15 protein-coding genes are annotated in these 14614 nt (G+C 47.3%); all 15 read right to left on the bottom strand.

Going from position 1 to position 14614, the window contains the following annotated elements:
• Positions 1-20: 20 nt before the first annotated feature.
• Positions 21-1139, bottom strand: a complete 1119-nt coding sequence (hpnH, locus tag ABD07_RS09970; protein WP_108697405.1) for an adenosyl-hopene transferase HpnH — start codon at positions 1137-1139, stop codon at positions 21-23.
• 449 nt (positions 1140-1588) lie between these two features.
• Positions 1589-2113, bottom strand: coding sequence for a peptidoglycan-binding domain-containing protein (locus ABD07_RS09965; protein WP_160818141.1), 525 nt, complete (start codon positions 2111-2113; stop codon positions 1589-1591).
• Positions 2114-2525: 412 nt separating this feature from the next.
• Positions 2526-3182: a hypothetical protein gene (locus ABD07_RS09960; RefSeq protein WP_160818140.1), complete on the bottom strand. Its 657-nt coding sequence runs from the start codon at positions 3180-3182 to the stop codon at positions 2526-2528.
• 131 nt (positions 3183-3313) lie between these two features.
• Positions 3314-4498, bottom strand: coding sequence for a serine palmitoyltransferase (gene spt / locus ABD07_RS09955; RefSeq protein ID WP_108697402.1), 1185 nt, complete (start codon positions 4496-4498; stop codon positions 3314-3316).
• Positions 4498-4752 (bottom strand): acyl carrier protein, encoded by a 255-nt coding sequence (locus ABD07_RS09950; protein ID WP_108697401.1) that lies wholly within the window; start codon positions 4750-4752, stop codon positions 4498-4500. The genes spt and ABD07_RS09950 overlap by 1 nt, the downstream gene beginning before the upstream one ends.
• Before the next feature lie 30 nt (positions 4753-4782).
• Entirely contained in the window at positions 4783-5712 is a 930-nt protein-coding gene (locus tag ABD07_RS09945) for an NAD-dependent epimerase/dehydratase family protein (RefSeq protein WP_338040582.1), read from the bottom strand.
• Positions 5702-7525 (bottom strand): fatty acyl-AMP ligase, encoded by a 1824-nt coding sequence (locus ABD07_RS09940; RefSeq protein WP_160818139.1) that lies wholly within the window; start codon positions 7523-7525, stop codon positions 5702-5704. The genes ABD07_RS09945 and ABD07_RS09940 overlap by 11 nt, the downstream gene beginning before the upstream one ends.
• A gap of 416 nt (positions 7526-7941) precedes the next feature.
• A complete protein-coding gene (locus ABD07_RS09935; protein WP_160818138.1) occupies positions 7942-9855 on the bottom strand; it encodes a coiled-coil domain-containing protein in 1914 nt (637 codons plus the stop codon).
• A 211-nt stretch (positions 9856-10066) separates the two neighbouring features.
• A complete protein-coding gene (fliR, locus tag ABD07_RS09930) occupies positions 10067-10864 on the bottom strand; it encodes a flagellar biosynthetic protein FliR (RefSeq protein ID WP_160818137.1) in 798 nt (265 codons plus the stop codon).
• A 78-nt stretch (positions 10865-10942) separates the two neighbouring features.
• A complete protein-coding gene (gene fliQ / locus ABD07_RS09925) occupies positions 10943-11215 on the bottom strand; it encodes a flagellar biosynthesis protein FliQ (protein WP_108697398.1) in 273 nt (90 codons plus the stop codon).
• A gap of 13 nt (positions 11216-11228) precedes the next feature.
• Positions 11229-11975, bottom strand: a complete 747-nt coding sequence (gene fliP / locus ABD07_RS09920) for a flagellar type III secretion system pore protein FliP (RefSeq protein ID WP_160818248.1) — start codon at positions 11973-11975, stop codon at positions 11229-11231.
• Between the two features lie 82 nt (positions 11976-12057).
• The gene (gene fliO, locus ABD07_RS09915; RefSeq protein WP_108697397.1) at positions 12058-12495 is read right to left on the bottom strand and encodes a flagellar biosynthetic protein FliO; all 438 of its coding nucleotides are present in this window, start codon (positions 12493-12495) and stop codon (positions 12058-12060) included.
• A gap of 9 nt (positions 12496-12504) precedes the next feature.
• Entirely contained in the window at positions 12505-13032 is a 528-nt protein-coding gene (gene fliN / locus ABD07_RS09910; protein WP_108697396.1) for a flagellar motor switch protein FliN, read from the bottom strand.
• Positions 13033-13051: 19 nt separating this feature from the next.
• Positions 13052-14029 carry a flagellar motor switch protein FliM gene (fliM, locus tag ABD07_RS09905; protein ID WP_108697395.1) on the bottom strand — a complete coding sequence of 326 codons (978 nt, stop codon included), beginning with the start codon at positions 14027-14029 and terminating at the stop codon, positions 13052-13054.
• A 6-nt stretch (positions 14030-14035) separates the two neighbouring features.
• Positions 14036-14521 carry a flagellar basal body-associated protein FliL gene (gene fliL / locus ABD07_RS09900; RefSeq protein ID WP_160818136.1) on the bottom strand — a complete coding sequence of 162 codons (486 nt, stop codon included), beginning with the start codon at positions 14519-14521 and terminating at the stop codon, positions 14036-14038.
• Positions 14522-14614 lie beyond the last annotated feature (93 nt).

Here is a 14614-nt window from a genome sequence, read left to right as displayed (position 1 = left end):
GGTCTCAGTACCTGCATCTGTTATTTGTTAATCAGCGTGACCGTTATATCTGAAAGCTTCTTGGATGCTTTGCTTTCTTCAGTTGCCCACTTAGGCGTAGGCTCAGCAACCATAGGACCGGTCGTTCTGGGTCCTCTCATCGCTGCTACCATCGCTTTCCATGGCCGTTGCAGGGTATCTTCCACCGCAGTCGCTTCATATCCGCAGTGAGCCATGCATTGTGCGCATTTTGGATTATTTGCCGTGCCGTATTTTTCCCACGGCGTATCGTCGAGAAGCTCTTTGAAGGTTTTTGCATAACCTTCGTCAGACAACAAATAGCATGGTTTCTGCCAACCGAATACATTGCGTGTCGGATTTCCCCACGGCGTGCACTCATAATCCTGATTTCCGGCCAGGTAATCCAGATACAGCGCGGAATGATTCAATCTCCATTTGCGCTTTAATTTTTTACCCAATTCAAAAATGCCGCGGAATAATACTTTGGTATCCTGGCTTTTAATGAAAACATCCTGTTGCGGGGCTTTCTCATAGCTGAATCCCGGCGCAATTGTGGCGGCTTCAACACCCAGTTCCATGGCATAGTCGAGAAACTCAGCAACATCCTCCGGTGTTTCGCCTTGGAATAGCGTGCAATTAACAGTCACTCTGAAACCTTTATCCAATGCCAGCTTGATCGCCTCAACCGCACGATCAAAAACACCATCCTGGCAAACTGAAGCATCATGCCGTTCCTTCATGCCATCCAAATGAATGGAGAAAGTCAGATAAGGCGACGGTGTATAGTCATCGATCCGTTTCTTTAATAACAGTGCGTTTGTACACAGATAAACATACTTCTTCCGTTTAATAATGCCCGCGACAATTTGCGGCATTTCTTTATGAAGTAACGGTTCACCACCCGGGATTGACACCATGGGCGCGCCACATTCATCGACTGCCTCCATGCACTCTTCATACGAAAGACGTTGATCGAGCACATCTTCCGGATGCGCAATTTTTCCGCACCCGGCGCATGCCAGATTACAGCGGAATAAAGGCTCCAGCATCAGTACCAGAGGATATTTTTTAACCCCTTTTAACTTCTGTTTGATTAGATAAGTGCCAACCGCAATCTGTTGACGTAAAGGAACTCCCATGAGCAAAACCTCCAAAAGTACTTCAAAAGCAAATTAATGACTAATGCTACTGAACGAAATTTAACAAAACCAATCGCGTAATTAACGCAAATCTATCCGGAAAATGCTGACATACATGCAATCAGTTTGCGCCATTTGGCGAAACTCAACTTATGCTGTGGAATTTAAAAACTAAAGTAGATATTCACAACCAATGACTATGGATATTGTTCAGCATCTTTAGATCTATAATTACCTGAATAAACTCTGAAACCGGATTTGAAATTTAACTATAGAACATGGTTGCTCGTATAGCAAATATTTTTAAATCAACCGGAAAACTAAGAACTGGCTTCAATAATATTACAACGCAGAATAAATTGCCTGATTATTGAAAATTACCCAGCCGATAAAAATACACCAAGGACCATGATCCTTGGTGTATAAAATCTCATGCTGTAATTTGCTGCTTAGAAATCAACACCCAACGCGCGTAACGTTCTTTTGGTGATTTTACCGGTTGGAATGTTATTTTGTTTTTGGAAGCTTTCGATAGCTGCCACTGTTTTAGCACCACTGACACCATCTGCCGGACCAGGATTAAACCCTGCATTTGCAAGTGCTTGCTGTATTTTCCGCATAATTACCGGAGTCACTTTCACCACATCATTACCATCATCCACTGATTGTGCGGCGGCTGCGCTTGGCTGAGCTTCCTGAGTCGAAGCTGCTGATTCTATGCTCTGTATACTTTGCACTTCTTCAATTTTAGCTGCGGGTTCAGCTGGAGCTGGGGCCGGAGCAGGTGTTGCGGCTGGTGCTGCTGGAGCAGGAGCTGCTGCCGGAGCAGCCGCTGCAGCAGGTGCTGCCGCTGCATCTTTGTTATCTTTAGGAATTGGTTTCTTTTCAAAAATTGGTTTACAGCCAAACAATAATCCCAATGATAACAAAAGAATAGTATAAGCCACTAACTTACTGATCTTACTAGATTTCATTGCTACCCTCCATAGTGAAAATGTATATGTGAAACGTCATTAAATTTGCATCAAGTACATACTTCAATGACAAACTTGTTTAACTTCAGCGCCTTATTTTATTAGTCCTTAAACTTACCACAACATGTTTTTTATTTATTATTACGCGGACTAACTTATTATGTTGCGATGTGAACTATCACACTTTTCGGCACATAACGCAATCCGAATACACTATTTAGTGATGAGCTTAACTTTTATGGTGATTGGAGGCGCGATTCCCACTCCTATATTTCACATCACTGGCGCTTGCCGAAAACCTGCTAAGAAACCATTGATTGCCAAATCATCAAGGCCAGGGAGAAGCGGCGTTGTCAACTTACAATACACACAAGCAGACTGCTATCAGCGCATTGGGATATTTATCACCAAATCATTTCTCCAGCTTATATTCTATCGTAGCGAACGGAGTCAATATGACTGGCTTATCCTGCGCTTCCTTGTTAAACGATGGCAACACTGTCTCAAAAAATGGCGTGATCGAGTTTGTGGACCCACTGGTATGCACAAACCCTCGATTACGAACCATTTTCTTCAATCTAAAAGTAGATACCGTAGAATTAAAATTAAAGATCAGCGTATTTGTAAAAGGGAAAATAAAACTGGTCGTGAATGACGAAAATGGATTTCTTCTAGCGCTTAAGTCGGTATAGAGTGAACTGGTGACAATTATCAGCTCTTCCCCATCAAAATAACCGGTCGCATCGATTGAGTCTAAGGGTTGAGGCAAGCCATCGATTTCAGGAATGCCGGAATAGCCGATAGCCGTCGCTTTATCAATACATACCGTACGATCGTTACTGACGAAGCGAGGAATGCCGCCAGTCAGCTTTAAACGGTATATTCCGTCTCCGGAGTCCTCAATGACTTCAAATCTGCTCTGGACGGGCGTGCCGTTATTCGGCGCCGGATCTTCCGTATTGACGGCATTCAGGCATTCAAACCCTTGGTACACAATGCTGATTGCGTATACATTGTTATGGGTGAAGCAAGAAAAAAATACGAATACCAATCCTTGCAACATTCTCATGGCGGCACCTCCAGAAAAAGACCGTATCAGATCTCGTTACGTATCGGCAAAATCAGTATTCAGCAGGAATTCTTTTCTATTTTGTTCAGTTAAACAACTGGTACAACATAACATCGCGGAACTTAGCAATGTCAGTTTATTTCTTTAAATAATTTTGTAAAAGTATCGCCCACATGCTGGATCTGATCGCGAGTATGCGCCGCGTTCACGCTGCATCGTACCAGCGATTTACCTTCCGGTGCCGCGGGCGGCAAAATCAAATTCACATAAATATTATGCTCAAGCAGTCTTTGCCACAGCAATAGGGCTTGTTGCGGCGTGTCCACAACCGCTGCGATAACCGGGCCAGGATCCGGACCAAGCTCATAACCGGCTTCCTTGAGGGCAGAATATAGCTGTGTGCAGTTATTCCACAATTGTTTCCGCAGATGACTTCCGTTACGCAATAATTCTAGTGCTGCACGGGTTGAAGCAATCGTTGCAGGGGACGGTGATGCGGTAAAGATATAGGGGTGACTGATATAGCGCAATTGCTCGAGCTGCGGATGATTGCTCACACAAAATCCACCGATACTGCACAAGCTTTTACTGAAGGTTCCGGTAATAAAATCAACTTCTTGCAACAACCCTGTTTTTTCCACCAAGCCTTGGCCTGTTTCACCCAAAACGCCCAGTGAGTGCGCTTCATCAAGCAGCAATAGACAACCATACTGATTCTTTAATCTGACAATTTCTGCCAAAGGCGCCTGATCGCCCAGCATGCTATAAATTCCCTCAGCAATAATCAGCGTAGTTTCAATGCGATTACCCAGCCGGCGCAGGCGTTTCTCCATGTCAGCCGTATCATTGTGCTTGAAGCGAATGATATCGGCCCCGCTGAGAATACAGCCATCATAAATACTCGCATGGGAATCGCCATCGATTAATACCGTATCCCCCGGCCCGACCAAACCCGAAATCGTACCCAAATTCGCTTGATAGCCTGTTGTAAAAACGATGCTGGAACTGCATTGATAAAAATCGGCGAATTCCCTTTCCAAAGCACGATGGCCGAAATAGCTGCCATTCGCCATTCTCGACCCCGTAGTGCCGGTACCTTCCTTATCAATAGCATCGTGCGCGGCCTGGATACACTCCGGAGCAAAAGTCAAACCCAGATAATTATTAGTACCCAACAAGAGTACGCGGCGATCTCCAATCCTGGCTTCTGTCGCAGAATATACTTCTTCGATCGGAATGCCAAAAGCTCCCACACCATTAGGCAGAAGCGCTATTCTTGCAGCTGCGGCTGCATCAATTTTCTCAAGTAAATTCATTATGACGCTGTTTTAATTTTATAGACCAAGTCGACCAATTCACGGACAGTTTGCACATCTGTTAACGCGTTGATCGGAATTGAAACATCAAAAGTGTCTTCAATTTCCATGATCAGATTAAGAAGTTTGATTGAGTCAATGGATAATTGGCTTATTAGATTGGTCTCGGGAGTAATTTGCGCATTGGAATTGGTTAAACTACTAAGGCGATCACAGAGCAATTGCATGATCTCATCGTAATTACTTTCAGTCATAGATTAAATTCAGCGTGGTTAAATTTGAAGTTAGATTACTTCAGATAATACATCTTGTAAACGAATACTCGGCCGCCACGCGGGAAGTGCATGGATTAACGGGGTATTATCACATACCCAGTCAGGATGTTGTAGCTCATTCACTTTTCCCGGGGTCAGCATGGGGGAATACCGGAGCAATCGAGCAAACCAAAGGTTCGTTGAAGCTATGCTCCGAATCAGCATATTGGGTACCGTAATACAATGCACCGGACGCTTCCATACCCGTTGCGCCATCTCAGCCAAACCCTGATAGCTGTATCCTCCCGGTGTACCGTCGTCCAGCTCAAAAATTCCATTGCGGTTATTCTCGGAGGCTAACCAGGCTTCCACAGCGGAAACCAAATCATAGACATGAATTAACCCGACCCGATTGTTGAGTTTTCCGACAACCGGAAATATTCCACGATGCATTGCTTGGAAAAGCGGCTTTAACTCTTTATCGCCGGGACCATAAACAGCCGTCGGCCGGAATATTGTCCACCGTAATGACTCTGAGTCTGTAACGAGCGTTTGCTCAGACAAGTATTTACTTTGTGCATACCAGGATAGTTCCGGTTGCCGTGCAGCTAGAGATGAGATTAATAAAAACCGAGGAGATTGTTTCTTTTGAGCAATAGCACGTAAAAGATTCTGGGTGCCCGTGATATTGATATGTGAAAATTCACGAAAAGAGCTGCCCCTTACTGTTGCAGCGCAGTGAATAACAAACGCTGCATCATCGACTAAATGATGCAGCGCTGTCAGATTATCTAAGTCACCTTGAACCCATTGAATGGATTCATCACTTGAAGATCGATTTGTCCGGGTGAGCGCACGAACATTCCATCCGCTCTGAATCAGTTTTTTTACTAATACACTACCAATAAAGCCAGTAGCACCGGTTACGGCTACTATTCTGGTACGCGCGTTATCTATCACCCGATTCTACAAAAGACAATTGCCCCGTCAAGTTTGTCCTCTGTATGTAACCTTGTCTTGCTGCGAAACGTGACAGTTTTCCAGAAGAGGTACGCGGCAAAGTATGCGGCGGAACCAATTCCACAACGCAATTAACTCCAAATGCCATATAAACAAGCTGTTGCAGTCTGGTTGTCAATGACTGACGCTCTGCGACAGAAGTGAGCCTACATTCAATAACCAGCACGATAGTTGTGGTGCCATCCTCATCATTTACTCCGAATGCAGATGCTTCGCGCGATCTGACTTCCGGTTGTTGTTCCGCTAATTCTTCTATATCTTGCGCACGAATATTCCGACCATTCACAATGATGACATCGGTACGGCGCCCAGTAATGTACAAATCACCTTCAAACAGAAAGCCGATATCACCGGTATCCAACCAATTACCAGACTTCAGTGCTTTATTAGTTTCTTCCGGATTATTGTAATAGCCGGTCATGACGCTATCGCCCTGCACTAGCACACTACCAACCATCATTTCTGATAATTGCTGACCATCTTCATCGACTATCTTGACGATATGACCAGGTAACGGTTGTCCGCAGTTCACAAACTCATTTTGCTTACGCCCATCAGCTTGCAATCTAACAGCCATTCTTTTATCAATCAGTGCCTTACTATCAACCTGTATGCTTTTGCATCCTTCACCAATCTTTGAAAAAGTAACTGCAAGAGTTGACTCTGCAAGACCATAGCAAGGCAGAAAAGCATTCCCATCAAAACCTGCTGATGCAAATTTTTCCGCAAAATTTCTCAAAGTTTCAGGCCGGATCATTTCAGCTCCAATGCCAGCAGCTCGCCAAGAACTCAAATCCAGTTCTTTAAGATCCGATTCCCTTACCCGAAGAGTACAAAGCTTAAGCCCAAAAGGCTGACTAAAAGCTACGGTACAACGGTTACGGCTGATTAAGCGCAACCACTGCAAGGGTCTAATAGCAAAATCCCGCGTCGCCAAATAGTCTACAGAAATTTGTGTAACCATTGGCGCCAGAACCAAGCCAACCAATCCCATATCATGATAAAAAGGCAACCACGATGCCGATCGATCATCGGGTTTTATTTCCAAACCATTGCGAACTATACCTTGCAAGTTACACATCAAAGCCCGCTCAGTAATAATTACACCTCTAGGTGTACGCGTACTACCTGAGGTAAATTGCAAGTAAGCGGTTTCATCCGGATGATTGGGTTGTAACTCGACATCCAGCTCCGGCAATTCACTTAGTTTTCCCGGAGTACCCGCCCACTGTATGTGAGTGACTCCTACAACGGCTTCTTCCAGAAAACCAAAATAATCAATATTTGCCAGCGCTATACTCGCTTGACTACTCTCAAGCATACCTCTCAATTGCTGAACGTATATTGCATGACTGCCAAGATTAACTGGGATCGGCATCGCGAATGGAACTAATCCGGCATAGCGGCATGCGAAAAACAATTCGACAAACTCAGGCGAAGTATCGGCAACGATTGCCACTCGGCTGCCACGAGGCAGATTAAAACCCGACAAACGCCGAGCCAATGTACGGGCGTTATGCCGAAGCGCACTGTAAGGCAAAATCGAACGCAAGTTGCCTCTTGCGTCATAAAAGTTATACCCCGTTACCCCTTCCGCTGCGTACTCTAATGCACTCGTTAAAGTATTAAAACCGGCCAATTGCTGCGATAGCGTATTGAGCGTCGGCGTCGGCATTAACTGTAATTCGCTTGAAGGTTGAAAATCAAACGCTTGCGTTAACGGAGCGTTCAACTTGGTTATTGTCGAACTCAAGATCTTCCCCTCGAAGTAATAGTACTTGTCATCTCGCTTTGACTAGCAAGAAATTCTGGTTGAGCGTGCCAACTCTGATCATTAATCTTAAATAATGCACTTTTTGCTGGCTGGAAAATTTTCATTCAAACGCTTACCGCTGACATTGCTTAATGAATATAAGTGTGTCATATTTGACCAATCCGCAGCTTATATAAGGTGCTTTTCCCTGTCAAGGCAATATTAAGCTGGTGTTGCACCAAAACAACAACCGGTTTAATCACCAATTTTCAGCACATCAAATAGTTTCCGGATTATAACGGATAACACCTTTTGCAGATGTTTTTACAGAAGAAAATGACCATGGTACAGAGCTTCAGTGAAGCCTGGATTGAGTAAAATCCCTCAATTTACTGACGCGCTAAAACAAACTCCTTTTAGCGCTTTGATCGATAGGAAGATGAACCGTTTACTGCCGTTTTAGGTAACAAATCATCTGATTGCTGCTTTTTCAGAACAGAAGCAATCCGGTTACGGGAGTGTTCCGCAGCGGCAATCTCGGCTCGAATCCGTGCAGTTGCAGCCGCAGTTGCTTCCTTATCCGCCTGGGAACGCACAAATAGCGCTTCTTTCGCCATGACCTCAACAGCCTCCCTTGCCGTCGCCGCTTCCAGGGCTTTTGATTCCAATGCAATACGTTCCTGCAGGGCAACTAGCGCAGCGGATTCTTTTCTGGCTTTTTCCAACGCGATTCTCGTTGCGTTTTTTTCCGCCTCGAGCTGCGCTCTGGCTTTATTCGTTGCGATAATTTTCGCTTGCGCTCTGGTAATTGCCAGTCCTGTAATTTTTTGCTCAATTTCAAGGCGTTCAGCCACTGCCCGTTTTGCATCGGTTATCGTTCTCGTGCGTATTTCCGCATCTTCCTGCAAACGTTGCTCCAAATCCGCTTTAGTGTTTGCTTCCTCAGCCGCAAGCATATCCATCTGCGCCTTCGCCTCCTCTGCGGCTCTCAATCGCAATTCGGCTGACAATCTGCTTTTTGCTGCATTCCTGGCGGCTTTCTCAGCTTCGGCGCGAGCTTCAGCTTCCTTCGTTGCCTCTTCGTCCGCTTTGATCCGTTTCTGATATTCTCTCGCCGCAGCGGCTTCCGCTTTCTTTTTCTCGCTGGCCATCGCTTTAGCTTCTTTCTCAGCACGCAAAGCCGTTTCCGCTGCAGCGAGCGCCTCAGCTTCAATTCGCACCCGCTGATTGGCTTCTTCCAGCAACTCGGACTCCGCAGCCAAGCGAGCTTTTACCGCATCGGCGGCGGCATGTTCTTTTGCCAGGATCGATTCAGCCATTTCAGCAGCCACTTTATCCGCATCGGCCCTATCACGTGCCGCTATGGCGGCTTGCGCGTCCAATTCAGCTCTTTCTCCGGCTTGCTCGGCTGCAATGGCTTCGGCTTCGGCTTTCTCCAGCGCGGCTTGTACCGCGGCAGTTTCCGCTCTTAACCTATCTTCCTCTCTCTCTTTCGCTTTTCTTTCTTCAAACAAACGGCGGTCGGCTTGCGCCAGCGCTTGCGTTTCCAGTTGCAAGCGGGTCTGCACATCTTCCATGGCCTGCTTCTCAAGCTCCTCGCGCGCTTTAGCCAATGCCGCTACTTTTTGCGCTTCCTGAATCCTTGCATGTTCCAGCGCTGCCGCAGCGGTTTCCGCTTCAATCGCGGCCTGCGCAGCAAGTCGCGCTTCCTCCGCCGCCTTGCTTCGATTCAGCGCAGCTTCCGCAGCCTCGCTTTCCTTTGATGCCGTGGCATGCGCTTGATCCAAAGCGGCTGCTTCTTCCTCAACGCGCCGCTGCATTTTTTCCACAATCGAAGCTTCCGCTCTGATTTTGGCTTCCAGTAAAGCACTCAACGCTTTTTCGGCTTTGATTTTTTCTTCCGCCAGCAGTCTGCCTTTCAGCTCCAGTTCCCGGCGCGCATTGGCTTCTCTGATAGCCATGGTTTCCAGCTTGGCCCTAGCCCGAGCTTGATCGGTAGCAATCGCTTCAGCTTGAATCCGGGTTTCAGCCGCAATTCTGGCATTAGCTTCGGCTCTCGCCCGCGCTTCAGCAGCCACTTTTGCAATATTTTCCGCTTCAATCCGCTTATGAGCCTCTTTGATGGCCTGATCCTCCGCGCTCAACCGGTTACGGTAAGCGGAATCAAGCAACTGCTTGATCTCATCGGCCGATGCAAATTGCTGACTGGAATCAGCCGCGTGATCGGGCTGTGACTCATCATCAGACGCGGCAACCTCGTCACCGGGTTGAGATTCCGGTGATGTCGACAGCTTGCGCAACGAACTGAATAAACGCGACTTAAATGTCATAAATGATTAACCGAACCAGCAATTATTGGAACACGCTCATAGTAATAATCAGCAGCTTTTCTTGATATATAGATACTCACTTTAGCAGCTTTGAATAAATTGCTTGCATTGAAAAAGAAGGGAAAAATTGTCTGTTTATACGCCGAGATGCAGAAAGTCAGTTTATTTAATAATCTACAGCGTATTACTGTTGTCAAAATTGGATAAACAGCTATGGCATATTGATTTTATTGACATTTAGAATCCCCATCATCAGATTCAAGCCGTCTTGCACCAAATGTTCCAGAATCGGCGCATAAAAAGGCATGCTCAGCGCCATCACAAGCAGACCGATGGACAGTGTCAAGGGAAAACCCACCGCAAAAATATTCAACTGCGGCGCCACGCGTGTCAGGATACCCAAAGCCAAGTTAGTGATCAGTAATGCAGTGAGAACGGGCAGCGACAATTGCAGGCCGGATTTAAAAATTTCACCACCCCAGTTGGCAAGCGTCGTAAATGTCGCATTCGTCATTCCTTCCAGCCCAATCGGCAGGGTGCTGAAGCTCTGCGAAATCAATGTGATCATTATCAGATGCCCGTCGATGGCAAGAAATGCCAAACTGGCAATCACCCCCAGGAAGCGGCCTACAATATCGATCTGGCCGGAATTTTGCGGATCGAAGAAAACTGCGAAACCCAACCCCATTTGCAAACCGATCAATTCGCCCGCCATTTCCACCGCCACAAAAACAATCCGCATGACCAAACCCATGGCAATGCCGATCAATACTTGCTGCAATAAAATGGCGAAACCGACGCCTGAAGCGGGATCAATCTGCGGCAATGACTTTTCCACCAGCGGCATAACCAGCACAGTAATCATCACTGCCAGCCCCAATTTGACCCGTACCGGAACACTCGGGTTGCCCAAAAGGGGAGCGGTTGCCACCAATGCCAGAATTCTGCTGAGTGGCCAAATAAATGCTCCCAGCAATGTGTTTAATTCGGCAGTCGTGATACTGATCATGGCAATCGATCACTCATTGACCGGATCGGCGCAACCGGTTTCTGGCACACACAGTAACTAACGAAGATTTTTTCAAGATCAACCGACCGCCAGCCAAGGAATGCTGGTAAAAAGGCGCTGCATATAATCGGTCATGAGGGTAATCATCCAAGGTCCGGCCAATACGATAACCAAAAACATAACCAGCAATTTCGGTATGAATGACAAAGTCATTTCATTGATCTGCGTCGCCGCTTGGAAGATGCTCACCAGCAAACCAGTTGCCAGCGCCGACAGCAACAGCGGCGCAGAAATCATGAAGGTGATTTCAAGCGCCTGGCGGCCGATTGTCATTGCACTTTCTGGAGTCATAATGAATTTCCTTTCAGGTATAGAAGCTTTGTGTCAGCGAGCCGATAATTAAATGCCAGCCGTCGACCAGAACAAAAAGCATTAATTTGAACGGCAGTGAAATAATCATCGGCGACAGCATCATCATACCCATCGCCATCAACACGCTTGACACCACCAGATCGATGATCAGGAAGGGAATGAAGATAACGAAACCGATCTGAAATGCGGTTTTCAACTCGCTGGTGATATACGCGGGCACCAGTATTTTCAGCGGCACCTTGTCGCGGCTTTCAATTTCTTCACTGCCGGAGATCTGCACAAACAAGGCCAAATCGGTTTCCCGGGTTTGATGCAGCATGAATTCTTTCAGCGGCACGCTGGCTTTATCGGCCGCTTCCATGATATTGATTTTGTCTTGCGAAAACGGCAAATACGCTTCGTTGTATACCCGGTCTATAACCGGCGACATGACAAAAAAGGTCAGAAACAACGCCAAACCCAGCAACACCTGGTTAGGAGGAGAGGATTGCGTGCCCAGGGCCAACCTGAGCAACGACAAGACAATGATAATCCGCGTGAAACTCGACATCATTAATACCACCGCCGGTAAAAACGTCAGCGAGGTCAGCAGGATCAGCGTTTGCAGACTGAGCGAATAAGTCGCGCTTCCATCCACGTTCGGTGAGCTGGTGAATGCGGGAAAACCGGACTTCTGCGCGAAAGCAGGCACGGCGATCAAACCGGTCAATAACAGCATGGCCCGCAATGCGTTACGCATGTTCAAGTTACGCACGCTACGCTCAAGCACCATTCCGAATCCATGCCATGGAAACAAGGAACGAGTGACGGACACACATCGGTTATGCATTTTCTTTTTCCATACTCTGATTAAGCTGCGTGGCGAATGTCTCCACCGGAGGATGATCCGGCTTCGTGCCGGGCGCATCGGATGCCGGTTTGGTCATGGTGTGAAGCTTATTGACACGGCCGGGCGCCACACCGAGCACTAGCCAGGTCTGATCGATTTCGACCACTACCACCCGTTCTCTCTGCCCCACTCCGGCAGCTGCGACAACTTTGACAACGCCCGATGCCGCTGTGGGTATCAATGAGAAGCGCTTGAGCAGCCACGTGCCTCCCACGATCACGGCCAATACCAGCAATAACGCGCCGATCATTTGCACCGTGCTTTCAGTGGATATCACCGGAGCAGGCGGCACATAACTGGTTTTCCCGGTTTCCGCAAGGGCGGAAAATGACAGGGTCAGCAGCAAGAACATTCCATAGCGAATTAACATAGCTGCACTCTAGCGGTTAAGTTTGCGAATACGTTCACTGGGCGTGATGATGTCGGTCAGGCGGATACCGAATTTATCGTTCACCACCACGACCTCACCTTGCGCGATCAGGCACCCGTTGACCAGTACATCCATCGGTTCGCCGGCCATGCCGTCCAATTCCACCACCGAGCCCTGAGCAAGTTGCAGCAAATTCTTGATGGCAATCTTGGTGCGGCCCAGTTCAACCGTCATCTGCACGGGAATATCGAGAATCAAGTCGATATCATGACGGGTATTATTCGCTACACCGTCTTTTGAGAATTCCTGAAAAACCGATGCGGATGCCGTCTGCGCACCCATGATGGGGGTGCCATGTTTCTCCGCGCCAGCCGGTGAACCTTGATCGGATGCTGCTTGTTCCGCCATCGCAGCAGCCCAATCGTCCACTTCCGTTTCTTGTCCTGCGGAATCATTGTGCGCAGACGCCGTCTGTTCCGCCATCGCAGCAGCCCAGTCGTCGGTCCCGGTTTGATCGTTTGCTGTAGTCTCAGACATTTCACTGCTCTCCAATAAATTATTCAGACTCGGACGGCGCAATCATATTGTTGACTCTCAACGCATAACGCCCATTCATGGTGCCGTAGCGGCAATCCATAACCGGCACTCCGTCGATATGCGCGGTAATGGACTTAGGAATCTCCAGCGGGACGATATCCCCGGCTTGCATGCTGAGAATCTGTTCAAAAGTCACTTTTGTCTGTCCGAGATTAGCAACCAACTCCACTTCCGCCCCTTGTACTTGTTGTGACAACAACTTGATCCAACGTTTGTCGACTTCCAGGTGATCGCCTTGCAGCGCGCTATACAAAGTATCGCGGATGGGCTCAATCATCGAATAGGGAATACAGACATGGAATTCACCGCCTTGGTTACCCATATCGATATCGAAAGTGACGGTCACGACGACTTCGTTCGGTGTTGCGATCGTGGCAAACTGCGGATTCACTTCCGAACGGATGTATTCAAACTTAACCGGATACACCGATTTCCACGATTTTTCATAATCTTCAAATACCACTTCGAGCAAACGATGAATAATGCGTTGCTCCGTCTGGGTAAAATCTCTTCCTTCCACGCGCGTGTGGTATCTGCCGTCGCCGCCAAACAAGTTATCTACAATCAGGAAAATCAAATTGGGATCGAAAACAAACAACGCCGTACCGCGCAATGGTTTCATATGCACCATGTTGAGGTTGGTCGGCACCACCAAGTTACGCACGAATTCGCTAAACTTGATTACTTTGACCGGACCGACGGCAATATCCACTGTGCGGCGCATGAAATTGAACAAGCCAATGCGGAAGAAACGCGCAAAACGTTCATTGATAATCTCGTAGGTCGGCATCCGGCCACGAACAATGCGTTCCTGCGTTGCGAGGTTATAAGGCCGGACCCCGCCACGATCCTCTTCCTCCTGCACTTCATCGCTCTCGCCCGTGGCGCCTTTGAGAAGTGCATCGACCTCGTCTTGTGAAAGAAAATCTTCAGCCATGAATGATTACTGGATCACAAATGATGTGAACAACACTTCCCGCACATCTTCTTGCAGATCTTCCGAACCCAGCGATTGCTTGATTTCTTCAACGATCTGCTGGCTCAATAATTGTTTCCCTTGAATGCCCGCAATGTCGGTTGCCTTTTTGCTGGAAAGCAGCATCAGAATCCGGTTGCGGATATCGGGCATTTGTTTGGTAATTTCTTGCACGACCTCGGTTTCGCGGACCTTGACTGTTAATCCGACCTGGAGATATTGACTGTTGTCTTCCGGTTGCAAATTAACCGTAAAAATATCCAGCTCCATAAACTTAGTAGGCTTAGCTTTTGGTTTTTCCGGTTCGGCTTCTTCGCCGCCCGACATCTTCATGAAGTACCATGTGCCACCGGCGCCCGCACCGATCGCAATGGTTGCTATCAAGATGATAATGATCAATCCCTTCTTGCTTTTTTTACCTTCTGCAGCTGGTGCTTCCATCGCTTTTGCCATTTTGCGCAACTCCTCATTGAATGAAATCCATTATGGGCGAGATGACCATAAAGCGATGTCACAAATAACAATGAAATAATGTCGCTATTTTCA

It is taken from the genome of Nitrosomonas oligotropha (assembly GCF_009833085.1).
GTDB classification, from domain to species: Bacteria; Pseudomonadota; Gammaproteobacteria; order Burkholderiales; family Nitrosomonadaceae; genus Nitrosomonas; species Nitrosomonas oligotropha.
The sequence above is the reverse complement of the archived record's forward strand: the minus strand, read 5'-3'. Positions and strand labels throughout refer to the sequence as shown.